This window comes from uncultured Actinobacillus sp., from assembly GCF_945915845.1.
GTDB lineage: Bacteria > Pseudomonadota > Gammaproteobacteria > Enterobacterales > Pasteurellaceae > Exercitatus.
In genome coordinates this window covers 1-23361 of record NZ_CAMEFX010000031.1, presented here as the reverse complement: position 1 = coordinate 23361, position 23361 = coordinate 1, and the positions used below count along the sequence as shown (strand labels likewise).

The 23361-nt window shown below is 40.1% G+C and carries 19 protein-coding genes and 1 pseudogene; 14 read left to right on the top strand and 6 right to left on the bottom strand.

The genetic code is table 11. From position 1 onward, the window contains the following. Positions 1 to 34: 34 nt before the first annotated feature. Positions 35 to 2089: a phospholipase D-like domain-containing protein gene (locus Q0O89_RS07740; protein ID WP_293731127.1), complete on the bottom strand. Its 2055-nt coding sequence runs from the start codon at positions 2087 to 2089 to the stop codon at positions 35 to 37. Next, on the bottom strand, positions 2082 to 2777 hold the full coding sequence (locus Q0O89_RS07735) for a PAAR domain-containing protein (RefSeq protein ID WP_273314491.1): 696 nt from the start codon (positions 2775 to 2777) through the stop codon (positions 2082 to 2084). The genes Q0O89_RS07740 and Q0O89_RS07735 overlap by 8 nt, the downstream gene beginning before the upstream one ends. Before the next feature lie 161 nt (positions 2778 to 2938). Between Q0O89_RS07735 and tssI the strand changes: the two genes are divergently transcribed. From tssI to Q0O89_RS07710, 5 genes and pseudogenes are all read left to right on the top strand, one after another. Beyond that, entirely contained in the window at positions 2939 to 5092 is a 2154-nt protein-coding gene (gene tssI, locus Q0O89_RS07730) for a type VI secretion system tip protein TssI/VgrG (protein ID WP_293731126.1), read from the top strand. Then, positions 5089 to 5904 carry a hypothetical protein gene (locus Q0O89_RS07725; protein WP_293731125.1) on the top strand — a complete coding sequence of 272 codons (816 nt, stop codon included), beginning with the start codon at positions 5089 to 5091 and terminating at the stop codon, positions 5902 to 5904. Before tssI ends, Q0O89_RS07725 begins: the two co-directional genes overlap by 4 nt. Further along, complete coding sequence (locus Q0O89_RS07720; protein WP_293731124.1) at positions 5904 to 6665, top strand: hypothetical protein; 762 nt, start codon at positions 5904 to 5906, stop codon at positions 6663 to 6665. Before Q0O89_RS07725 ends, Q0O89_RS07720 begins: the two co-directional genes overlap by 1 nt. A 307-nt stretch (positions 6666 to 6972) precedes the next feature. Continuing rightward, positions 6973 to 7668 (top strand): hypothetical protein, encoded by a 696-nt coding sequence (locus tag Q0O89_RS07715; protein WP_293731123.1) that lies wholly within the window; start codon positions 6973 to 6975, stop codon positions 7666 to 7668. 82 nt (positions 7669 to 7750) lie between these two features. Further along, a pseudogene (locus tag Q0O89_RS07710) lies at positions 7751 to 7873 on the top strand (IS256 family transposase); the annotation flags it as partial. A gap of 212 nt (positions 7874 to 8085) precedes the next feature. Here Q0O89_RS07710 and pntB read toward each other — a convergent pair. The 4 genes from pntB to melB all read right to left on the bottom strand — a co-directional run bounded on the left by pntB (position 8086) and on the right by melB (position 14864). Further along, positions 8086 to 9534, bottom strand: coding sequence for a Re/Si-specific NAD(P)(+) transhydrogenase subunit beta (gene pntB / locus Q0O89_RS07705; protein ID WP_293731122.1), 1449 nt, complete (start codon positions 9532 to 9534; stop codon positions 8086 to 8088). An 11-nt stretch (positions 9535 to 9545) separates the two neighbouring features. After that, complete coding sequence (gene pntA, locus Q0O89_RS07700; protein WP_293731121.1) at positions 9546 to 11084, bottom strand: Re/Si-specific NAD(P)(+) transhydrogenase subunit alpha; 1539 nt, start codon at positions 11082 to 11084, stop codon at positions 9546 to 9548. 262 nt (positions 11085 to 11346) lie between these two features. Next, positions 11347 to 13482, bottom strand: a complete 2136-nt coding sequence (locus Q0O89_RS07695) for an alpha-galactosidase (protein ID WP_293731120.1) — start codon at positions 13480 to 13482, stop codon at positions 11347 to 11349. Between the two features lie 11 nt (positions 13483 to 13493). After that, on the bottom strand, positions 13494 to 14864 hold the full coding sequence (melB, locus tag Q0O89_RS07690) for a melibiose:sodium transporter MelB (RefSeq protein WP_293731119.1): 1371 nt from the start codon (positions 14862 to 14864) through the stop codon (positions 13494 to 13496). Between the two features lie 222 nt (positions 14865 to 15086). On the opposite strand from melB, the gene melR reads away from it, so the two are divergent. The 9 genes from melR (at position 15087) to Q0O89_RS07645 (ending at position 23332) form a co-directional block, all read left to right on the top strand. After that, positions 15087 to 16013 (top strand): transcriptional regulator MelR, encoded by a 927-nt coding sequence (melR, locus tag Q0O89_RS07685; RefSeq protein ID WP_293731118.1) that lies wholly within the window; start codon positions 15087 to 15089, stop codon positions 16011 to 16013. Between the two features lie 82 nt (positions 16014 to 16095). Next, the gene (locus tag Q0O89_RS07680) at positions 16096 to 16377 is read left to right on the top strand and encodes a type II toxin-antitoxin system Phd/YefM family antitoxin (protein WP_293731117.1); all 282 of its coding nucleotides are present in this window, start codon (positions 16096 to 16098) and stop codon (positions 16375 to 16377) included. Continuing rightward, positions 16377 to 16817: a type II toxin-antitoxin system VapC family toxin gene (locus tag Q0O89_RS07675; RefSeq protein ID WP_293731116.1), complete on the top strand. Its 441-nt coding sequence runs from the start codon at positions 16377 to 16379 to the stop codon at positions 16815 to 16817. Before Q0O89_RS07680 ends, Q0O89_RS07675 begins: the two co-directional genes overlap by 1 nt. Before the next feature lie 15 nt (positions 16818 to 16832). Then, entirely contained in the window at positions 16833 to 17585 is a 753-nt protein-coding gene (gene sfsA, locus Q0O89_RS07670) for a DNA/RNA nuclease SfsA (RefSeq protein ID WP_293731115.1), read from the top strand. Between the two features lie 257 nt (positions 17586 to 17842). Next, positions 17843 to 19030, top strand: coding sequence for a tyrosine--tRNA ligase (gene tyrS, locus Q0O89_RS07665; protein WP_293731114.1), 1188 nt, complete (start codon positions 17843 to 17845; stop codon positions 19028 to 19030). A 13-nt stretch (positions 19031 to 19043) separates the two neighbouring features. Further along, positions 19044 to 19970: an aminoimidazole riboside kinase gene (locus Q0O89_RS07660; RefSeq protein WP_293731113.1), complete on the top strand. Its 927-nt coding sequence runs from the start codon at positions 19044 to 19046 to the stop codon at positions 19968 to 19970. A 58-nt stretch (positions 19971 to 20028) separates the two neighbouring features. Beyond that, entirely contained in the window at positions 20029 to 21477 is a 1449-nt protein-coding gene (locus Q0O89_RS07655) for a glycoside hydrolase family 32 protein (RefSeq protein WP_293731112.1), read from the top strand. Between the two features lie 79 nt (positions 21478 to 21556). Further along, positions 21557 to 22855: an adenylosuccinate synthase gene (locus tag Q0O89_RS07650; protein WP_293731111.1), complete on the top strand. Its 1299-nt coding sequence runs from the start codon at positions 21557 to 21559 to the stop codon at positions 22853 to 22855. Positions 22856 to 22966: 111 nt separating this feature from the next. Continuing rightward, positions 22967 to 23332 carry a glycosyltransferase gene (locus tag Q0O89_RS07645; protein ID WP_293731110.1) on the top strand — a complete coding sequence of 122 codons (366 nt, stop codon included), beginning with the start codon at positions 22967 to 22969 and terminating at the stop codon, positions 23330 to 23332. Positions 23333 to 23361: the final 29 nt, after the last annotated feature.

Genomic DNA, 23361 nt, shown 5'->3' with positions numbered 1-23361 from the left:
TGATAGTAATGTTTTTTTTATTTGTTTCTTCATATTAATCAAAATTCCACCATTTTAAGATTTTAATAACATCATTTGAAAATTTTCTTAATGGAAATGCTGGGTTACTATTTTTTGCTTCTAAGCTTTCATTTTTATCTAAAATATTGCTCCATGTTTCATAAGCTTTTTCCGCATTCTTATACAAAACCAAATCCTCAGGATTTGCCAATGGGTCATTTCCTGTATGTAATCCCCATAACTCCCGCCTTAAATTTGTTGCCACTTCCCGACATTCCGTAATAATCCCTAATTCCGTATCTATCTGCATACTTCTTGTGTTTAAGTTTGCCGAACTGATGCACATAAATACATCGTTGATTAACGTCACTTTGGAATGTATATACACTTCTTGCCAATTGTCTGCCGGCGAATTCATTGATACCAAGGTACAAATGTGGGCTTTGATGCCGATTTCATCGATAAATTTTTGATAGGTTTGTTCGGTTTCCAGCCGACCTTCTTCATTTAACCTTTCTTCTTGGACTTTTAAATCTGCTTTCAACCGGGCTTCATCTTGTTCATATTCCGCTAACGTCGTGTAATGGGCTTTCGGATGCTGCCTTTTATCCTGTATGCGTTGAATACGCTGCTGTTGGCGTTCGATTTCTTGTCGTTGGGCATTGGCGATATCATCTGCATTCACTTCACCAAAGACTTTCATCATTTTAGGCAATTGCTCGCTTTTCCCCAATCGTTGTAGCATTTGCTGTGTCGTGATTTCACTGTTCCCCATGCCATCCGCCGATGAATTGGTAACCACAAACCAATGAATCGGCTGGTTTTGCGTTCGGCCCTCTTTTTTCATTTTTTGCCAATGTTCGACAAATTTATCCACTAATGGGGGAAAACGAAAATATTGATTTTCGGTATAAATATAACTGGTGGTTCGGTTGATGTTTTGATAATACATCTCCTTGATTTCTTGCAACTTGGGGGTGTCATAGGTTCGCAAAATTTGGGCTTTTACAGCCTTACCCCGTTGTCTATTCAAATTCGGTTCATATGCTTTACGCTTAAAAGGTTTATTCGTTTCATCATCCACACGTTTATTTTGTTCCGTATTAAATAAATTATAGTGATTTAGTGTGAAATTATCGTTTTCTCTGTTCCATGATTGAATGAAATTATGATTCAGTGCAGACAAAATCGGACCGGTTACCATCACTGAAACATCCTGTAACGGCGTGGGGACGTTTTTTCCTTCATTGGGCTTTTTAACATCAGGTACATCTAATCTTGCCGTAAGATTCCCCCCTGTTTGAGGCATATTCATCGAGTGATGCTCATCATTATCCCAGTAGTTATCCAGCATATTATGTTCCAGAACAAATCCCACGGCTTTTTCAGGAGAGTCATAGTCAATCAAGACCGATTTTTGGTGGTGACTCGGGCTTGCTCTAAGCACTGCTTTGGTCAATAGCGGTAAGTCTTTATCATCATATTCAATAGTTGTCTGTGTATCTTGTACAATCGTTCTGTTTTTATATTGCAATTTACTGTATGCTTTCTCCCGAGCAAATTGATACAGGCGTTCATAGGCTTGCGTGTAAATGCCATTCCTAGGTATATCCGCAATATCTGTATCACCACGTACTACTTTATACCAGTAATAATCATAGCTTTTTTGCTCATCTGTTTCGCCTAAAACGCCATCATTAAGTATCGGGAGCCAAGTTGCCATTTTTCCAAGGTTTGTCGTATCTTTTGTAAAAGTCTGAGCGTAGCCACTCATACTCCAAACGAGCACCTTAATACTTACGCCATTCAATGCTTTTTGAATTAATAAATCGCCAATACAAAGCGATGTGTTCTCTGCCCCTCGCACAAAAAACATAGATGGCTGAAAACCCCAAATCGCAATTTCGACCGAATGTTCAGCTGCTTCAATGCGTTTATATACTTCGCCAAAAGCACGTTCGCCATTCACCAACGGTTGAACTGTCGCATTCATCGGCTTCGATTCTGCATTACCTAAAAACCAATTGTCTGATGATTTAGCGGAATAAGTTTGTGGTGTAATGGCTGCTCGAATGACCGTTTTACTCATCAGTTTCCCCCACTTTTTCTATTAAGGCTTGATAGGATTTGGCATATGCCGAACCAAGATTTTCATGAAGAGAAAAGCCTGTATGTGCAATGGCATCCTTTTCTGTATCTGATTCAAAATCATCCACAACAGATAATAAAAATGACACATTGTGTGATAACGACACTTCGACTTCACGCACCTCTTTTGCCAATTCCAAATAGATATTGCCATCATCATCGACCAAGCCTCGCCCTACTTCCGCCCCATCAACTTTCGCCATATAAGGCATTCCTGCATAAGAGGCTTCATCTGAATGTGCCGACTGCGTTAAACGAAAGGCAATTTCTCGCGTATTTTCCTCCGCACTTTTCCCATGCACCGTTTTACTTTGGTCCAATACCGTAATCGTTGGAAAACCATTCATAATTACTCCACCACAACTGGTTTTATCACCTTCCCTTGCCAAGGCTTTTCCACCAATGGAGATAGACTTTGCGCCTTGAAGAATCACACCGGTATGTCCAGGGCATTCTACTTTATCCCCAATGCAAGCGGCTGCTTTTCCGCCGAAACTGACGGTGCTTTGTCCACTCATAATCGTGCCAATTGAACCATCGGGATGAATAACACTGGCGCCAATATGAGCAGGATTTTTACCTTTTGGGCTAATCGTCCAAAAAGGAGTGGTGTTTTTTGGAGTTTGCATAACTTATTTATCTGACAAGAAGTTTGTTTTTCATCATATTATTAGCCTATAAAGAAAGCAAATAAATTGACTAAAAATAACAATTTTAACGACATCAATGTTTACAAAAAGAAGGGATTTATATAGCATTTTCCAACAAAATCAATAATAGTAAGGCTCTTATGAAACACCCCCTTAATTCTCACCCACTTTATTTTAGTCTAACGCTCCAAGGTCAACCATTCAGTCCCTTTTCGGTGGTGAGCTTTGACTTTATTGAACGTTATAATGACCTATACGACTTGGATATCTTGGTTGCGACGACGAGATATTATCGGTTGGACATTGAATCCCTTTTAGAGCAACCGGTGGTGTTTAAAGTTTGGCAATGGGGAGAAGTCAAGCGTACTGTTTCCGGCATAATTTATCGAATTGAGCGAGGTGAACCGGGAACCCATCGTTGTTTTTATCGTTTAAACATTGCGCCTGATTTATATCGCTTAACCCTGCGTCGTCGCAATCGTATTTTTCAACAAAAAACCATTCGGGAGATACTCCAAATCATCCTGAAAGAAAATGGTATTGCATTTTACGAAATGGTATTTAAAGATGAACATCCTGCACGAGAATATTGTGTGCAATATCGTGAAACCGATTTTGAGTTCCTACAACGACTAACGGGGGAAGAGGGTATCATTTTTCGTTGCTATCAACACGGTGAAAGTCAAGAAGGGGTTGTGTTTTTCGATGATTGGCGTTGGTTAATGGATAAGGCTACTCTCCCCTACAATCCACATCCTACGGCTGCGGCTCACCAGCACGCAGTAAATCATTTCAAATATGCTCATCAGCTATGCCCACATTTTGTGGAATTAAGGGATTACACCTTTAGAAATCCGGGTTGGCCGGCGCTATATCATGGCGAAAAAAAGGATAATCCAACAGTTTTCAACCACCAATATCGTTATGATGACTACCCCGGACGCTATAAAGACGGTCGAGGGGAACAATATGCCCAATATCGGCTAGACAGCCTACGCCGAGAAGCCAATCTTGGCGAAGGACAATCCAATGCGATTGAATTGGAAGTGGGTATGTTATTTAAACTGACCGACCACCCGATAGACGCCTTTAATACCTTTTGGCAACCTATTTTTATTCACCATCACGGCGAACAACCGCAAGCCTTGGAAGAAGACGCCTTTGGTCTTATAAACAAGCGGTCAGGTTTTGGCAAAGATTTACCAACCGCATCCGAGAGCCAACAAGCGACCGTTTTAACCAACAGGTTTCAATTTATTCCAAGACAACAAAGCTATCGTGCTAACTTCCCACAAAAGCCCCAAATCAGCGGCCCACAAACCGCCATCGTTGTCGGCCCCAAAGGGGAAGAAATTTTTACAGACGACCAAGGCAGGGTGAAGGTGCAATTTTATTGGGATAGAGAGGGGACAAAAGACGACCACAGCAGTTGTTGGATACGCGTGGCAAGCCCTTGGGCGGGGCAAGATTGGGGGATGCTTGCCCTTCCTCGGGTTGGGCAAGAGGTTATCGTCAGTTTCCAAGAAGGCGACGCCGACCAGCCGATTATCACCGGGCGAGTTTATAACACCTTACAAGTTCCGCCGGGTCGGCTCCCCTACAGCAAAACGCAAATGTACATCAAATCCAAAACCTACAAAGGCAATGGTTATAACAGCTTGATGTTTGATGACGCCACTCACCAAGAGCTTTTTCATATGCACGCCGAGCGAGATATGGAAACGCAGGTCAAACACGACCAGCGAAACCACATCAAAAACGACCGCACTTTGGAAGTTAATGGTAGCCAAACCACACAAATAGACAAAGGCAGAACCACTCAAATTACTACAGGCAATGACATCAAAACGGTGATGGCAGGCAACGACCTTGAAACTATCAGTTTACTCAAAAGCACCACGGCGAAAGAAATCTTCCAATACGGCAAAGACCGCATTGAACTTGAAGTGGGCGAACAGACGAGTATCACGCTGGACAATGAAAAAATCCTGTTGAGATTTGGAAAATCAACGATTTTGATGAATAAGGAAGGGATATGGTTGGATGCGGTGCATATTGGGTTGCAGGAGAAGGAGATTGAGAAAGAAAACTTTCTCAATCAAGGTATTGGACCTTATAGTCATTCTTTTGTTTTGCAAGATAAAAATGGAAATTTGCATCGTAATATGCCATACGTTATTACACAAGGAAATAAAATATTTAAAGGTATTTCAGATGATGAAGGAAAAACAAAGACAATATATTTAAATGAGTCAGAACAAATAGATATTAAAATAGATTGGGATAAATTATGAGCGACCATATTACAACAGGAATAGCCAAGCCTATAGAAGAAAATAGTTATTCGGAGCATATCGAAGATTTACATTTTGTCGTCATTGGATTTGAAGTTAATCACCCGGAAGTTTATGAAAAGCTGATTTTAACCGATGATTATGATCCATCCATCGAAGTAGAAATGCCCGTTCATGACGTTGCATCTGATCCGGGACATACATTTATGTATTTAGTTAAACGCCAAAATGCAACGATATTTTTTAGCTTAGGCCCGATGATAAATGATCCATTAAGACTGGAAGAATATCGGACGGAAAATAATCTTTATTCACAAGAAGAAATTGAAAGGCTAATTAAAGCCAATCCGAGTGCGATGTTAGGATATGAACTTGGAAATACTTCACAGAGAGCATATGGAAAAGGCACACCGGATTATCACATTCCTGAAGCAACAAAATTATTTAAGCTGGTGATTCGAGAAGAGCAATATAATGAACTTTACCAAAAAATCGAAATGATGCGAGAAGACGTAAAAAAGGGAACACGTTATTATAATATTTTCAATAACTTTACCTGTGCTTCTGCGGTCAGAGAAATTTTAGGCGATACAATCCCTAACCTTCCCGAAGGGAAAAGTGCGGTACTTGTAGGGCATATTCGTGCGGTTAATCCTTATGCTTTTTACGAAGATATGGAGAAATTTGTGCAAGGGAAATTGGTTTCGAAAAAGTATGAGTTAGGAGAAATGGAATATATGTGGGACAACTTTTTGAAAGCGATAAGAGAAAATTCTAAACCTATTGATTTAATTGAAAAGGAAGGAAAATAATGCGTTTGTGTAGTTTTATTGTGTGTTTAATCATTTCATTACAAAGTTATGCTAGTAGTGATTTTTTAGAAAAGAAAAACGAACTTGAAAAAATAGTTCAAGACAGTATTAGCATTACACAACTGGATAATTTTGAAGAATATAGTCATTATCAAGATGCAGAGGAAGTTAGAAAATTTATTACTTTTGCTATTGATGTACTAACAGAAAAAATGCCTTTGAAGTATGCTAATCTTTACCTTGATTACCGTTTTGAAACAGTACGCCATTTACCTAAAAAATTCTTTGACCCCATTGTGAGTGGTACTACAACGTTCGATCATATATTTCTAAAACCAAATGAAAAAAATTATGGTGTATACGGTAGTTATTTTGCTTTCTTTAAAAAAAACAATAGCGAGAAATGGAATAGATCTACTATTCGTATTTCTGTGGAAGGAAGTGCACCACCTAAAATCAGTTCAAATTTCACAGACGAACAGTTTTCTGGATTTGGTTTTATTCAAAAAGAAAAAATATTATTAGCACATCTTAACACATCGGATTGGAAGAAATATATAGGAAGAGAATATGAATACTATGTTGAAAGACCTAAGCGTTTTGAAGAAACAAAAAATAATTGTTACGCGTTGTATCTTTATAAATCTCAAATTAATGAACATAAATTAAATTTTTATTTTTGCGTAGCAAAACAATACTACAATGAAAAATCGGAATACCCCAATAATTGGAGCCAATTGATTATTGAAAGAGTGGATTGAAACCTTATATGATTTTACTAAATGGGTAAATGAAATTATAAAAAATCAAATGAGTAAAGAAAGTGTGTTTGGTAATTCAGAGAGCCAACAAGCGACCTTTTTAACCAACACGTTTCAATTTATTCCAAGACAACAAAGCTATCTATGAACAAATGAGGGAATATGCAAGCCGAACGAGATTGATTAGGGAGTTTGTGATTGAAAAAAGGGATAAAGACACAACAGAAAAATTTTGGAATGATTTTATTGTGGCTATACGTTCAGGAGAAAATCCACGAGATATCCTGTTACCAACGGAGAAAAAATAATGAAAGTGATTAAATTATTTTGGATGAGCCTTTTATTTTTCTTTCTCAATGGACTTGCTTTGGCTAATACGGAAAAAATCAAGGAAGCACAGACTAAATATATAGAAATTGACAAGATGACAGCGAAGCATCAATATCAATTTAGTCGTAAAGATGTGGATATTGTGAAAAAATTAATTCATAGCTCATTAGCCATTATAGAAAGGAAATCAACAATTTATGGTGAATTAGCCATACTAGGAGAACCTTTTGAAGGAAGGGAGAATCTCCCCAAAAAATTATTTGAACCCATTACAACAGGAAAGATTTTTATTCCTTACACATTCGCAGAACCAAGTGCAGGTGAAAAAATTAATGGCGTATATGGAAGCTATATTAAAAAAAGCTATGGCTCAAAATATTGGGATTATGCCAATATAGATATATGGAATGATAACTATGGGCAGGCAACAGATTTTCTAGACAGTGATTTTGAAGAGCTTAATTTAGAATTTAAAGAAAAAATTTTATTTAGTAATCTTGATCTTTATGATCAACAAAGATATGCAAGTGATACTTGTCATATGCTCTACCGATTTGATCGAACAGTCAATAAGGATAGCTACCGCTTTTATTTTTGTGTGAATCAAGATAATTATGACGAAAGTGCTACATACCCAAATAAATGGGGAAGTTTGGTAATTGAAAGGTGGTAGCTATCGTGCTAACTGGGCCTCTCCCACAATTTGTGTAAATACCTGTTTCTGAGATAATATATTCAGACGCAGGTATTTTATTATGAACGAAAAACAACTTCACGCCTTGCCAGCGGAATTTGCCAAAAACCTAAAAACACCGGAAGACCTCAATCAATTTTCACGGATGCTCAAGAAAATCACCGTCGAGGCTGCGTTAGATGCATCAAAAAAATGGACAATGCCGATTCAGAACCGGAAACCGGCGATGAATCGATTTATGATTGATTTTGGTGATCGCCTAGACGATCACCGTTAAGTTGAAATGGGTGTTTACACAGAATTTGGGATAGGGTCGAAACCTTTATTTAGTCTCTTCTATATCCTAAAAAAAACGACCGCACTTTCAAAGTGCGGTCATTTTATTTGTTATTTCAACTAGCTATTTAATGCACGTAAAATATCATCCACACGTTCTTTCGCATCACCAAATAACATTTGAGTGTTTTCTTTGAAGAATAATGGGTTTTGTACGCCTGCGTAACCTACCGCCATTGAGCGTTTGAATACGATAACGTTTTGTGCTTTCCATACTTCAAGAACCGGCATACCTGCGATTGGGCTTGATGGATCGTCTAATGCTGCTGGGTTTACGGTATCGTTCGCACCGATAACCAATACTACATCAGTATCTTCGAAATCGTCATTGATTTCATCCATTTCTAATACCACATCGTAAGGTACTTTCGCTTCTGCAAGTAATACGTTCATATGTCCTGGTAAACGTCCTGCAACAGGGTGGATACCAAAGCGAACGTTAATGCCTTTCTCACGTAATTTTGCCGTGATTTCAGCCACAGGATATTGTGCTTGCGCAACTGCCATACCGTATCCCGGTGTGATGATCACTGAGCTTGCATTTTTAAGCATTTCCGCGACTTCTTCCGCTGTGGTTTCACGGTGTTCGCCGTATTCTTCATCACCTTTGCTTGCTTGAACATCGTTGCCGAAGCCGCCTGCAATAACGCTGATGAATGAGCGGTTCATCGCTTTACACATAATGTAAGAAAGGATCGCACCTGAAGAACCTACAAGCGCACCGGTTACGATAAGCAAGTCGTTGCTTAACATAAAGCCTGCCGCTGCTGCTGCCCAACCTGAGTAAGAGTTAAGCATAGAAACCACCACAGGCATATCCGCACCACCGATAGATGCCACTAAGTGCCAGCCGAATGCTAATGCGATAGCCGTCATTAACAAGACAGGGAAAATGTTGTGAGGGTTGCTTAAGAATGCCACCATTAACAAGGCTGAGACGACTAACGCTGCTAAGTTCCATTTGTGTTTGTGCGGTAAATTTAAAGCGCTTGATGACACTTTACGACCAAATAATTTGCCGCTTAATTTACCAAATGCCACTAATGAACCTGAGAAAGTTACCGCACCGATGAAGATCCCTAAGAACACTTCAACATTGTGGATATTCGCTAAGGTTGCTTGTTCTGCGTGGAATGCGGCTAAAGCCACTTCATCTAAATTTGCCGGTGGCACCGCTTCAATGTGTAAGCCCCAGCTGTTAAAGCCTACTAAAACCGCTGCTAAACCTACGAAGCTGTGAAGAATTGCCACTAATTCCGGCATTTCTGTCATTTCCACTTTTAAGGCTTTGCGTACACCAAGATAGCCACCTACTGCCATTGCAATCAGGATCCAAAGTGTGCCTTGTGATTGCGGCCCGAAAATGGTTGCCACCAGAGCAATGCCCATACCCACGATACCGTACCAGCAGCCTGCTTTGGCAGTTTCGTGTTTAGAAAGGCCGGCTAAGCTCATAATGAAAAGAATGGCAGCAATAATATATGCCGCTGTAACTAAACCAAAAGACATTGTTGCTCTCCTTAACCTTTTCTAAACATTGCCAACATACGTTGTGTTACTTTAAAGCCACCAAAAATATTGATGCTCGCCACTAAAATCGCAATAAAGGCAAGAATATCAATAAATAAGTTGCCTGTTGGTTGGCGAATTTGTAACACCGCCCCAACGATAATAATGCCTGAAATCGCATTCGTTACCGCCATTAACGGGGTATGTAATGCGTGGCTAACGTTCCACACCACGTAATAACCAACCACACAAGCCAATACGAAGACGGTAAAGTGTGATAAGAATGCCGCTGGTGCCACAGAAGCGATCCATAGGAACAATACGCCGGCAGCTGCCATTGCACCGTATTTTTTACGTGGATCTGCCGGTTTTTCTTCTTTCTTCTCAACAGGTGCTGCCGCTTGTTTTTGTTGCGGTTGCGCTGAAACCTGAATTGGTGGTGCCGGCCACGTAACTTCACCATCACGAATAACCGTTACGCCACGAAGTACCACATCTTCAAAGTTAATATCGATCACACCATCTTTATTTGGTGCTAATAATTTCAATAAATTAACTAAGTTTGTACCGTATAATTGAGATGATTGTGTTGGTAAACGCGCTGGGAAATCAGTATAACCAATGACTTTCACTTGGTTTTCAGTCACAACGACTTCGCCTGCTTTGGTATATTCGCAGTTACCACCGGTTGCCGCAGCTAAATCCACGATCACTGAACCCGGTTTCATTGAATCTACCATTTCTTTTGTGATTAAACGCGGTGCCGGTTTACCGGGGATTGCGGCTGTGGTAATAATAATATCCACTTCTTTTGCTTGTTCTGCATAAAGCGCCATAGCACGGCGGTTAAATTCTTCCGACATCACTTTAGCATAACCATCGCCTGAACCGCCTTCTTCTTCAAAGTCGATTTCTAAGAAATCAGCGCCCATAGATTTCACTTGCTCTTTTACTTCAGGACGAGAGTCAAAAGCACGCACAATCGCACCTAAGCTATTTGCCGCACCAATTGCTGCCAAACCGGCTACACCTGCACCAATCACAAGCACTTTCGCCGGTGGCACTTTACCTGCAGCGGTAATTTGACCGGTAAAGAAACTACCGAAAGCGTTCGCTGCTTCAATAACCGCACGATAACCTGAAATGTTTGCCATTGAAGACAAGGCGTCTAACGCTTGCGCACGAGAAATACGTGGTACGGCATCCATCGCTAACACATTGATTTTCTTCGCAGACAATTTTTCCATTAATTCCGGATTTTGCGCTGGCCAAATAAAGCTAACCAACGTCGCCCCTTCTTTAATTAATGCAATTTCTTGTTCAGTTGGCGCATTCACTTTGAAAATAATGTCTGCATTCCAAACTTCTTCTGTTGTGCCGACAACCGCACCTGATTTTACAAATGCATCGTCTTCAAAACTTGCTTTAAAGCCGGCATCGTGTTCAACAATGACCTCAAAGCCAAGTTTTTTGATCTGCTCAACGGTTTTTGGTGTTGCAGCAACACGTGTTTCACCATTTAACAGCTCTCTAGGTACACCAATTAACATAACCTATCCTTCTCAATTGGTTGATATTGACATTTTGAACAACCATTACGCTGCCCAAATACCCAAGATGACAAAAGTCAAACTGCGTTCAACTTTACCACTAAACAACGCAAAATTGGAACTCTTTTTTTATGAAAAAACAGCATAAAATAGTGATTAATTGCATAAAAAAGAAAAAACAATCAAGGATATTGAAAAATTTATGAAGTGCGGTAAAAAAATGGAAAAATTAAAGGTGGGATTATCGCCCACCTTAATTCATTTAAATTGCTTTAAACTCTATTAATATTGCACTTTGTGGATCTAACACCGGAATGGTTAACCCGACATGAGCAAGCCAATCGCTTTTTGCCGTAATCGCTTTTCCTTCAAAACTATCTCGTAACCATTGTGGGAAAGTTTTCATTAAATGCCCGGCTTGACCTGCCCTAATATAATCAGGAACCGATATTGCTTTAACCTGATAATCTTTATTTCTATCCAGATAAGGTAAGCGTAATTTGCCCATTTGTTTATAATCAGGCATATCCAACTGACTAATTAATACCACGGCATGGCTTTTATCTTTGGATACCACACCATTAATCAAGGTCGTTTCATCATGGTAATCCAAACGGAAACCATCACCGCTATGTAATAACGGACGCAATTGTTTGTGTAACGCAATATATTTTGCAAAGCCTGCTCGCTCTTCTGCAGATTCTTTTACAGGATCTAACTCGACCCCCATATGTCCGAATAATGCGGTTAATCCACGGAAATCAAAGGAAAAACTACGATATGTCGTTTGACAAGGTGCACCGCCAATATGCGCCCCGATCACTTCCGGTGGATAAAAATAGCTCATTCCACGTTGAATTTTTTGCCGTGCCAACGCATCATTATTATCTGAAGCCCAAAAACGTTGTGAACGTTTAAGAATTTCAAAATCAACACGCGCCCCACCGGATGAACAACTTTCAATTTCCACGTGTGGATAACGTTGTTGTAAGAGACTAAATAAACGATAAGTCGCCTCGGTTTGTGCTTTGACTGCCGCCTTGCCAAGATGCCCCGGTTGTACTAAACGACGGTTATGATCCCATTTAATGTAATCAATTTGATGCTCACCTAACAACCAATCCATTCGTTCCAAGAGATAATTAAAAGCATCAGGATTGACTAAGTCTAAGGTATATTGGTGACGTTCTTCAGGTTGATCATAGCCCTCTAATTGTAACAACCAATCAGGATGCTGTTCGTACAATTTGCTGCGTTTATTAATCATTTCCAACTCAACCCAAATACCAAATTGCATCCCTAATTTTTTCACCGCATCGATCACAGGCGTTAAACCATTTGGGTATTTTTTCTCATCAAGGAACCAATCGCCTAATCCCCCGAAATCATCATTTCGCCCAATAAACCAACCATCATCAATAATAAAACGCTCTACCCCCATTTCTGCCGCTTTTTCTGCCATAGCAATAATATGTGCAGGATCGTGGTTAAAAGTCACCCCTTCCCAAATATTTAAATGGACAGGGCGAACAGGTTGATGGAAATGCAAAATATGTTGACGAATATGGTTGTGGAATTGTTGCGACATCCCATTCAAACCACAATCAGAATAAGCCACATAAACCCAAGGGGTTGATGTAGATTCCCCTTGCTGCAACACAATTTCCCCCGGTAAATAGAGGTTTTCTAATTGCGCAAAACGGCGACCGTCAATTAAAACATCCGCACGAATACGATGATTGCCCGACCAAGCCAAATGGAAACCCCAAACATCCCCTTGTTGTTGACTAAAGTGCGGTCGTCCTAACACGAGATTTGGTGCGTATTCATGAGAGGTACGTCCATGACGATTTTCTTGCGTAAATGCGCCATGTTTTAAGCGTAACCGATTTTCTTGCAATTCACGACACCAACGTCCATAAAAACTCAATACCTCGTCTGCATATTCCGGCACAGGCAACGTCACCGCTAAACGGTTTACCGTAAATGCACCTTCCGCTAAATTGGTCACCGTATTGCGGAATTTAAACACCCCATTTTCATCGCCTTCAATTTCCGTTTTAAACGCTAACTGCGCGATAGGATCTTCCGCCTCAATCACTAAATTATTGCCATTTTTCACCGCACTTTTCGTCACAAAAACAGGCGCCCAATCGTAACCGTTGCGATGTCCTTCTAAGCTGGAACAACCAAAATAACCCCGCCCATTTTCAGCGGCAAAGGTCACAGGAATATCCACATCCAAGCTCCCATTTGCCACCCCACGTTCAATGGTAAGCACATCTTCTTCGGTAATCTCGCCAATATTGAGGCGTTTGCCGAAATAAAGGATCTCCGCCGGTTCTGTGCGTAAAATCAAATCTGTTTCGTTGCTGGTTAATCGAATAATTTCACTCATAACTTAAATCCTTAGTTCACTTTACGATATTTATCTAATAATGTGATATTGACTTTTGCCAATAAATCACCGTGGAGTTTGTAATAACGGAAGTACACAAATAATTTGATGGCATAGAAGAAAATCGGCAAACCGATCATGATCATTTTCATATAGAATAAGGTGGTTTCGCTTTGTGGTTGATTTGGTACATAATCAATGGCGGTTAACAATACACCAATTAAGAATGCAGACACTGCAGAACCGGCTTTCACCACCATCGTTTGCACCGCATAAGCAATACTTTCAGAACGAATGCCAAGTTTATATTCACCATAATCTACGGTATCCGCCACCATAATCACTTGTAATGTCCAGAATAAGGCACTACCAATTTGCATAAAGATACCGGCCAAAATGATTAAGAACACGCTGGCATGATCTGTAAGCCCTGTGTAAGCTAAAATGGCGCAGCTAATAATGGAACATACCGAAATGCTGATCCACAATTTACGGCGTGAGAAAATTTTGGCTAAGCGTGCGAATAACACAATCACAGCAAGGTTCGCAATGCCGGCATAAGACATGTAGTATGGGAACATTTCTTTATCGCCCACCACATAAGTGAAGTAGTAAACGGCGAACCCGGAAATAATATTTCCTGCAATGTTGTAGCAAAGTGCCATCACTAACAAACTTGATAATTGATCATTACGTGGAATCAATGATACCAAGGTTTTAAGTGGCACTTTATTTTGCGGCTCACTCGTTTCAAGTGCATCAGAAGAGTATTTTTCTTTAACATTGACCAAAGTGATAATGGTTGAAAGCACAAAGAAAGCAATAATCACTAAGGTAAACATTCTAAAGCCAAAACCTTTATCCTCACCTCCAACCGCATCAACAAACGGCATACAAATCCCTGCAGTCACAAAACCGGCTAAACTTGCAAAAAAACGCGGATAAGGCACAAGTTCTTCACGTTCACGTTGATCAAGGGTTAAAGTTGGCGTGAGCGACCAAAATGGAATATCCATTAAGGTATAAGTCATGCCCCAAAGAATATAAGTCACAGCAATGTAAATAATTAAGGCGTTGCCGGAGAAATAATCGGCACAGAAAAGAGAGAAAAGTGAGATCGAGTTAAGAATCGTCCCAATCAAAATCCAAGGTTTAAATTTACCCCAACGTGTGCGCGTATTATTGACAATCCAGCCCATAATAGGATCATTTAAAGCATCCCATACACGAGCAATCATAAATATGCTCCCCACAATGGCAGCAGACACGCCCAGTATATCGGTATAATAAAACATCAAATACATATACACGATACCAATGGCAAAATCTTTACCATAAGCCCCAAACCCAAAACTGAGTTTTGTTTTCATGGATAAACTCATATTTGACTCCTTTTATTGTCATTCATTATTCATCGCCGTTATCATCACAAAAAGTCCATGCCTTTCCTATATCGTTTTCTCATTCAAAATTCCCGAAAACTCATTTTTAGTGATCGACGTAACAAAAAGTAAGTTTTCAGGAAAAACTTCTAAGAAAATAGGATTATTCTGAAAAATTCGTTATAATATGGCCGCACTTTAATCGACCATACAAGGTGGCTTATGAAACTGGAAAATCTCAGCTATTTCGACCCGGAAAATGCCCTTGGTAGCAAAACCACTAGCCCACTTGCCCTCCCTTTAGAAAAACACGCACTACGAGTGAAACTCTGGCAGCCGCCTGTGAACATGCCGGCGCACCATTGGCATGGGCATATTGAGATTAATATTCCTTTTGATGGTGATGTAGAATATTTCTATAACGGTTCATTTCTGACGATCAAAGAAAATCATATTGCTGTCTTTTGGGCATCCATTCCACACAGTTTAGTCAATCGTGGAAACTGTACCAAAATGGCGGTGATTGATGTGCCTGTCCATCAATTTCTTTCGTGGCCATTAGCCGATAACCTTGTTACCCACATTACTCACGGTATTGTGATTCAATCTAAAAACCCCGCCCTTGCCAATGTCTTCGAAATCACTCGCTGGGAAAATGAACTGAGTAAAAATGATATTAATCACAATCAATTGGTCTATAACGAAATACAATTACTCGTAAAACGCTTAGAATTAGACGGCTGGGAATTGTTGCTGAAAACGCACTACGAACCTAATTTAGGTGCAAAATCTTCACGCCACACACAGCATTATGTTATTGAAATGCTGAATTATATTGGTAACCATTTTAACCAAGCCATTACGGTTTCACAGGTAGCAAGTGCGGTGGGATTAAATGTCAATTACGCGATGGGGCTTTTTCAAAGTGTGATGCAACTCACCATAAAACAATATATTACGATGATGCGTATTAATCATGCCAAAGCCTTATTAAGTGATACAAACAAAACCATGCTAGATGTCTCATTAACAGCCGGGTTTAATTCCTTAAGCCGTTTTTATGAAAATTTTCAGAAATACACCGGGTTTTCCCCAATGAACTACCGCAAACAAATGCGGGGAAATTTGCCGATACATCAAGAAATTTAAACAATGAAACTTACGCTTGCAAATTAAACCATTAACGTTATAATTGTAGTAACTTCACTACAAGATAAAAAAGGGGGAAATGATGAGCGTAGTCATGACTTCACGAGAATTTAATCAAGGTTCAAGCCATGCATTAAAAATTGCTGAAACACAACCTGTTTATGTGACAAAACGGGGAAAGATCACAAATGTGATTTTAAGTTACGCGCAATTTCAAGAAATGGTACCGGTAAAGAAAACATTTGCCGAATTATTTTCAGGGGAACACGCCGCTGCTGAAATCAATGATGACATCATGGATGAATACCTTAATCCCCAAAGAGATGTGGAAAGTTGGGGTGTTCGTGAATTGGAGTGGGACTAATGTATTTACTTGATACCAATATTATTGCGGAATTACGAAAATTTCATCGTAATAGCCCACACTCTCTCAATGAAAATGTGAAAAATTGGCTATTGAGCGTTGAACCCGAGCAAACCTATATTAGCGTGATCACGATCATGGAAAGCTATATGGGCATTTTATTAAAAGCGCGTAAAGATTTCACCCAAGGCCAAATTTTGCGCGACTGGTTCGAAACTTATGTACAACCTGTATACAAGAACCGAACTTTACCCATTAATGCGGAAATTGCCCAACTTTGCGCAAGCTTACATATTCCCAATAAGCGTCCATTTTGTGATGCTTATATTGCAGCAACGGCTCTCGTACATAACTTTACCTTGGTCACACGTAATGTGAAAGATTTTCAAGATATTCCAAAGTTAAAATTACTTAATCCCTTTGAGGATGTTATTCATTAATATTAGGATCTTTTTATGCAACTCCCTCCACTTCAATCCGCTACACTCATTCGTCGTTATAAACGTTTTATGGCAGATGTCACGCTGTCAAATCAAGAACAAATTACCTTGCATTGTGCCAATACCGGCGCAATGACAGGCTGTGGTGACAAAGGGGATACAGTTTGGTTTTCCGATTCCAAAAGCACCACGCGAAAATACCCTTGCTCTTGGGAATTAACGGAATTGCCCAATGGCAATTTAGTCTGTATCAACACGCATCGCTCAAATCAATTAGTTTATGAGGCGTTACAAAATAAACAAATTTTAGAACTGGCTGACTATAGTCAAATTACGCCTGAAGTGAAATACGGCGAAGAAAACAGTCGTATTGATTTTTTATTACAAGGAGAAGGCTTGCCCGATTGTTATGTAGAAGTGAAATCCATTACTTTGGTAAAAAATAATATCGGTATGTTTCCTGATGCGGTGACAACACGTGGGCAAAAGCATTTGCGCGAACTGATGGCAATGAAAAAACAAGGCTATCGCGCAGTCGTTTTATTTGCAGGATTACACAATGGCTTTGATTGTTTCAAAATTGCCGAATATATCGATCCCGAATACGATAAATTACTAAAACAAGCGTTAAAAGAAGGCGTTGAGGCTTATGCTTATGCCGGTGAATTTGAAAAAATCAACGGTATTCCCACCGCACTTTCTTTAACGAAAGTCGTACCCTTTATCAACTCCAAGCCTTATCTCTCCACCGAAAAGGCTGAGCTTTAGGAGACTGAGTGAATAAATATAAAATTATTTGAGAATTATTTGCATTTGCTATTGACAATGGTTTTGAGAACTATTATCATCTAATCATTCAAACAATAATAGATAATCACTCCAACTTTTCGGCGTTGTACTTTCCCACAGGTCAACGCCTTTTCTTTTTGGAAAAATCAAAGAACAGACCTTTTAACTCTTTTCATTTCCGTGATATTCACTATAATTAAGCCTTTCTTTATATTACGCAAACATAGGCAAAACCGATGACTGATATGAATACTGTTCTCGCGGAACTAAAGCGCGGTGTCGATCAAATTTATTCTGAACAAGATTTAATCGAAAAATTAAAAGAGAACCGTCCATTACGAGTGAAATTAGGGGCTGACCCTACTGCGCCGGATATTCACTTAGGTCACACGGTTGTGTTAAACAAATTACGCCAATTCCAACAATTTGGTCACGATGTGTATTTCTTAATTGGTGACTTTACCGGAATGGTTGGCGATCCGTCCGGCAAAAATAGCACACGCCCACCATTAAGCCGTGAAGATGTATTACGCAATGCAGAAACCTATAAAGAACAAATTTTCAAGATCTTAGATCCACAAAAAACCAAAATTGTTTTTAACTCAGAATGGTTGGGCAAACTAGGAACTGAAGGAATGATTCGTTTAGCCAGCAACTACACCGTTGCCCGTATGTTGGAACGTGAAGACTTCAAAAACCGTTTTACCAATCAAATGCCGATTGCGATTCATGAGTTTATCTATCCATTATTGCAAGGTCATGATTCAGTAGAATTACAAGCAGATATCGAACTAGGTGGTAGCGATCAAACCTTTAACTTATTGGTAGGTCGTGAGTTACAAAAATCCGCTGGTCAAAAACCACAGGTTGCAATTACATTACCATTGCTAGTGGGTTTAGATGGCGAGAAAAAAATGTCTAAATCTTTAGGCAACTACATCGGTGTAACCGAGGCACCAAATGAGATGTTCGGTAAAATTATGTCGATTTCAGACGAATTAATGTGGGATTGGTATAACTTGCTTTCATTCCGTCCGTTGGCAGAAATTGCCCAACTTAAAGCAGAGGTTGAAGCAGGCAAAAACCCACGTGATGTGAAAATCTTATTAGCTAAAGAAATTATCGCGCGTTTCCATGATGACGCAGCGGCAGAGGCAGCGGAACAAGAATTTATTAATCGTTTCCAAAAAGGGGCGATGCCTGATGAAATGCCTGAATTTACCTTTGAAGGCGACATTGGTTTAGCAACGTTGTTAAAAGAAGCCGGTTTAGTGTCATCCACCTCTGAAGCCATTCGTAGCGCACAACAAGGTGGTGTAAAAATTGACGGTGAAAAAATCAATGACGCTCGTCAAAATGCACAAAAAGGGACATTCGTTTACCAAGTGGGTAAACGTAAATTTGCTCGCGTAACACTGAAATAATAGGAAAATAACTATGCCAAACAAAATTTGGGTTCTCGGAGATGCCGTTGTTGATCTTATTCCGGACGGCGAAGTGCATTATTTAAAATGTGCAGGTGGCGCACCTGCTAATGTGGCAGTGGGCGTGGCGCGTTTAGGCGTACCAAGTGCATTTATTGGTCGTGTAGGGAAAGATCCTTTAGGCGAATTTATGCAACAAACTTTACGTAATGAAAACGTCAACACAGATTATATGCACCTCGATCCTGAACATCGAACCTCTACCGTGGTCGTTGGGTTAGACAACGGTGAACGCAGCTTTACGTTCATGGTTAATCCAAGTGCGGATCAATTCTTAAGTGTTTCTGATTTACCTGCTTTTAATGCCGGTGAATGGTTACATTGTTGTTCTATCGCACTAATCAACGAACCAACACGTACAGCAACCCTAACCGCAATGAAAAATATCCGTGCGGCCGGCGGTAAAGTCTCTTTTGACCCGAACTTACGTGAAAGCCTTTGGAAGTCACAAGCTGAAATGATCGACATCGTTAATCAAGCAGTGGCATTGGCAGATGTCTTAAAATTCTCAGAAGAAGAATTAACACTCTTAACTCATACTGACAGCCTTGAAAAAGCATTTGAGAAAATCACCGCGCTTTACCCGGAAAAATTAATTATTATTACGATGGGCAAAGATGGCGCATTATTTAACTTAAATGGCCACAAAGAAGTTGTCGCAGGCAAACCCTTACAACCTGTTGACACCACAGGCGCAGGTGATGCCTTTGTCGGCGGTTTATTGGCAGGCTTATCCCTCAATAGCAACTGGCAAAAATTGGATGTGTTAAAACAAGTTATCCGTCAAGCTAACGCTTGCGGCGCACTGGCTACTACCGCTAAAGGTGCAATGTCAGCCTTACCAAATCAACAACAGCTAAAAGCATTTTTAGCCAATTAATCACAAGGGCGGATCAAAGTATCCGCCCGACTTTTTCCAAAAAAAAATAGGTTTGAATATGCATATTTTCAACAACGGCAAATACAAATCGATTTACGCAGCGGCAGCTGGCGAATTGGCGCAAATCGAAAGTGCGGTAAAAAAAGACAAAGATTTTCGACCGCACTATCACCTTACCACCCCAACAGGTTTACTCAATGATCCCAATGGATTAATTTGGGATGGTGAAAAATATCATGTGTTTTATCAATGGTTTCCTTTCGATGCCATGCATGGAATGAAACACTGGAAACACTACACCAGCCAAGATTTTATTCATTTTGAACAAGCCCAGGATCTTGTTCCGGATGAACTGTTTGAAAGCCACGGTTGCTATTCAGGCGGTGCATTATTAGTGGACGACAAAATTGCTTGTTTCTATACCGGCAACACACGCCGCCCGAGTGATAATCAACGCGTACCGTTCCAAAATCTAGCCATTTTCGATAAAAGCGGCAAGCTGCTTTCCAAACGCCCATTAATTGAAAATGCACCTGCAGGTTATACCGAACATTTCCGCGATCCTAAACCTTATTTTACCGCAGAAGGCAAAATCCGTTTTGTTTGCGGTGCGCAACGTGAAAATCTCACCGGCACAGCGGTGATCTTTGAAATGGACAATTTGGACGACACACCACGCATTATCGGCGAGCTGGCATTGCCAGCCTTTGACAACCGCAATGTATTTATGTGGGAATGTCCTGATTTACTCAAAATTAACGGCAATGATGTATTTATTTGGTCGCCACAAGGTAAAATGCGCGAACCACACCAATTCCAAAATAACTATCACGCTACGTACGCTATCGGGCAATTAAACGGACAAACCTTAAACAGCACGTATATTGCCGAATTAGATCAAGGTTTTGATTTTTATGCCCCACAAACCGTTGCGAATGTGAGCAATCGCACCATTTTATTCGCGTGGATTGGTCAACCTGATTTAACCTATCCAACAGATGAATACAAATGGCATTCAATGCTCACCATGCCACGGGAATTACGTATTGAACAGGGAAAAATCTACCAACAGCCTGCGCGTGAAATCTACCAAAATCTCACCGCACTTCAAAATATTCAAGTAGAAAACAGTGTGGAAATAGCGCAATTAGACACCGCTTATATCAAATTTGACGCACAACAACAGCCGTTTAAATTGGACTTCTTCCGCAATGAAAAAGGTGAAACGCTCACACTTTCCTATGACGGCAAACTACTCTGTTTAGACCGCACTAACACGGAACAAACGGATTGGATGGAAAAATTCGACAGCCAACGTTATGTCGAAATTGAGCGACTTGAGCAAGTAGAAATTTTCTTTGACCGCTCTGTGTGTGAAATTTTCTTAAACGGAGGCGAAAAAACGATGACATCACGTTTCTTTATTCGTGATCGTCAAAACACCTTAAAAACAAACCGCGCTTTGAGCTTGGAAATCGCCCAACCAAAGGCGATCCAGATCAAATAATCGGGGCTTTCTCGTTGAGATTTACCTAAAAAACGAGTAAAGTATTGAGCATTATTTTCAAACACAACAGGACAAAATTATGGGTAAAAGTGTTGTCATCCTTGGCGCGCAATGGGGCGATGAAGGCAAGGGTAAAATTGTAGATTTATTAACCGACCGCGTAAAATATGTCGTACGTTACCAAGGCGGCCATAATGCTGGTCATACCTTAATTATCAATGGTGAAAAAACCGTCTTACGTTTAATTCCAAGCGGTATTTTACGCGACAATGTGACCTGCTTAATCGGTAACGGTGTGGTACTTTCACCATCCGCATTAATGCAAGAAATGGGGGAATTAGAAAGCCGTGGCATTAACGTTCGTGAGCGTTTATTAATTTCTGAAGCTTGTCCGTTAATCCTACCTTACCATGTTGCTATGGATCACGCACGTGAAGCGGCATTAGGTAATAACAAAATCGGCACAACCGGTCGTGGTATTGGCCCGGCTTATGAAGACAAAGTAGCACGCCGCGGTTTACGTGTTAGTGATTTATTTGATAAAGAAAAATTCGCCGAAAAATTAAAAAATGTGTTGGATTACTATAACTTCCAATTAGTTCACTACTACAAATCTGAGGCAGTGGATTATCAAAAAACCTTGGATGATGTATTGGCTATTCGTGATGTAATCTTAAGCATGGTGGCAGATGTCAGCACGATCTTAGATACTGCACGCAAAAATGGTGACAATATTTTATTCGAAGGCGCGCAAGGCGCAATGCTAGATATCGACCACGGTACCTATCCATTCGTGACCAGTTCTAACACGACAGCCGGCGGTGTTGCAACAGGTGCAGGCTTTGGTCCACGCAACATTGATTATGTATTAGGTATCATCAAAGCTTACTGTACGCGTGTTGGTGGTGGCCCATTCACAACGGAACTATTCGATGAAGTCGGTGCAGAAATCGCTCGTAAAGGTAACGAGTTTGGTGCAGTAACCGGTCGTCCACGCCGTTGTGGTTGGTTTGATGCAGTCGCTATTCGCCGTGCAATTCAAGTCAACTCAATCAGTGGTTTTTGTATGACCAAACTCGATGTATTAGATGGTTTTGATGAAGTCAAAATCTGCGTAGGTTACAAATTACCAAATGGTGAAGTGGTTGATTATGCACCACTTTCAGCCAAGGACTGGGAAGGCGTTGAACCAATCTATGAAACCATGCCGGGTTGGAAAGAAAATACTTTCGGTGTAACAGAATATGACAAATTACCAAAAGCAGTTCATAACTATGTCAAACGCATTGAAGAAGTAACCGGCGTACCGGTAGCCATTCTTTCAACCGGTCCGGACCGTGTAGAAACCATGATTTTACAGGATCCATTTGCGCTATAATGATATTTTATTCATTAAGCCATTGAGTGTTTTAACACTATTTCTCAACTAGGGACTTTTTTTTAAGTCCCTAATTTTTCAGTTTTTTTGCCGTCAATATTAGGGGGATTTATGGATGAACTAAAAGAGCGGATCAAATTTCATTGGGATTTTGCATGCCATTATTTGAAATACAAATGGCGCAATAAAAAAGAAAAGTATTCAAATCCTAACCCTATTCCTAAAATCATTCATTATGCTTGGTTCGGCAGAAATGAATATTCCGATACCATCAAAAAATGTATGGCGAGCTGGGACAAATTATCAGGTTATGAATTTAAACTATGGAATGAAGATAATTTTCCTATCGAGCAATATCCTTTTGCACAACAAGCTTACGCAGAAAAACGCTATGCCATGGTTTCAGATGTAGCAAGATTACATGCGCTTTACCATGAAGGTGGTATTTATTGGCATAGTAGACAAAATGGTTGCTAAAAAGTGGCTTAAAGCCTTATATTATGGGC

Bases quoted from the DNA above. Each gene is read 5' to 3' on its own strand.
- Q0O89_RS07740 (WP_293731127.1), bottom strand. From the start codon at position 2,089: ATGAGTAAAACGGTCATTCGAGCAGCCATTACACCACAAACTTATTCC.
- Q0O89_RS07735 (WP_273314491.1), bottom strand. From the start codon at position 2,777: ATGCAAACTCCAAAAAACACCACTCCTTTTTGGACGATTAGCCCAAAA.
- tssI (WP_293731126.1), top strand. From the start codon at position 2,939: ATGAAACACCCCCTTAATTCTCACCCACTTTATTTTAGTCTAACGCTC.
- Q0O89_RS07725 (WP_293731125.1), top strand. From the start codon at position 5,089: ATGAGCGACCATATTACAACAGGAATAGCCAAGCCTATAGAAGAAAAT.
- Q0O89_RS07720 (WP_293731124.1), top strand. From the start codon at position 5,904: ATGCGTTTGTGTAGTTTTATTGTGTGTTTAATCATTTCATTACAAAGT.
- Q0O89_RS07715 (WP_293731123.1), top strand. From the start codon at position 6,973: ATGAAAGTGATTAAATTATTTTGGATGAGCCTTTTATTTTTCTTTCTC.
- pntB (WP_293731122.1), bottom strand. From the start codon at position 9,534: ATGTCTTTTGGTTTAGTTACAGCGGCATATATTATTGCTGCCATTCTT.
- pntA (WP_293731121.1), bottom strand. From the start codon at position 11,084: ATGTTAATTGGTGTACCTAGAGAGCTGTTAAATGGTGAAACACGTGTT.
- Q0O89_RS07695 (WP_293731120.1), bottom strand. From the start codon at position 13,482: ATGAGTGAAATTATTCGATTAACCAGCAACGAAACAGATTTGATTTTA.
- melB (WP_293731119.1), bottom strand. From the start codon at position 14,864: ATGAGTTTATCCATGAAAACAAAACTCAGTTTTGGGTTTGGGGCTTAT.
- melR (WP_293731118.1), top strand. From the start codon at position 15,087: ATGAAACTGGAAAATCTCAGCTATTTCGACCCGGAAAATGCCCTTGGT.
- Q0O89_RS07680 (WP_293731117.1), top strand. From the start codon at position 16,096: ATGAGCGTAGTCATGACTTCACGAGAATTTAATCAAGGTTCAAGCCAT.
- Q0O89_RS07675 (WP_293731116.1), top strand. From the start codon at position 16,377: ATGTATTTACTTGATACCAATATTATTGCGGAATTACGAAAATTTCAT.
- sfsA (WP_293731115.1), top strand. From the start codon at position 16,833: ATGCAACTCCCTCCACTTCAATCCGCTACACTCATTCGTCGTTATAAA.
- tyrS (WP_293731114.1), top strand. From the start codon at position 17,843: ATGACTGATATGAATACTGTTCTCGCGGAACTAAAGCGCGGTGTCGAT.
- Q0O89_RS07660 (WP_293731113.1), top strand. From the start codon at position 19,044: ATGCCAAACAAAATTTGGGTTCTCGGAGATGCCGTTGTTGATCTTATT.
- Q0O89_RS07655 (WP_293731112.1), top strand. From the start codon at position 20,029: ATGCATATTTTCAACAACGGCAAATACAAATCGATTTACGCAGCGGCA.
- Q0O89_RS07650 (WP_293731111.1), top strand. From the start codon at position 21,557: ATGGGTAAAAGTGTTGTCATCCTTGGCGCGCAATGGGGCGATGAAGGC.
- Q0O89_RS07645 (WP_293731110.1), top strand. From the start codon at position 22,967: ATGGATGAACTAAAAGAGCGGATCAAATTTCATTGGGATTTTGCATGC.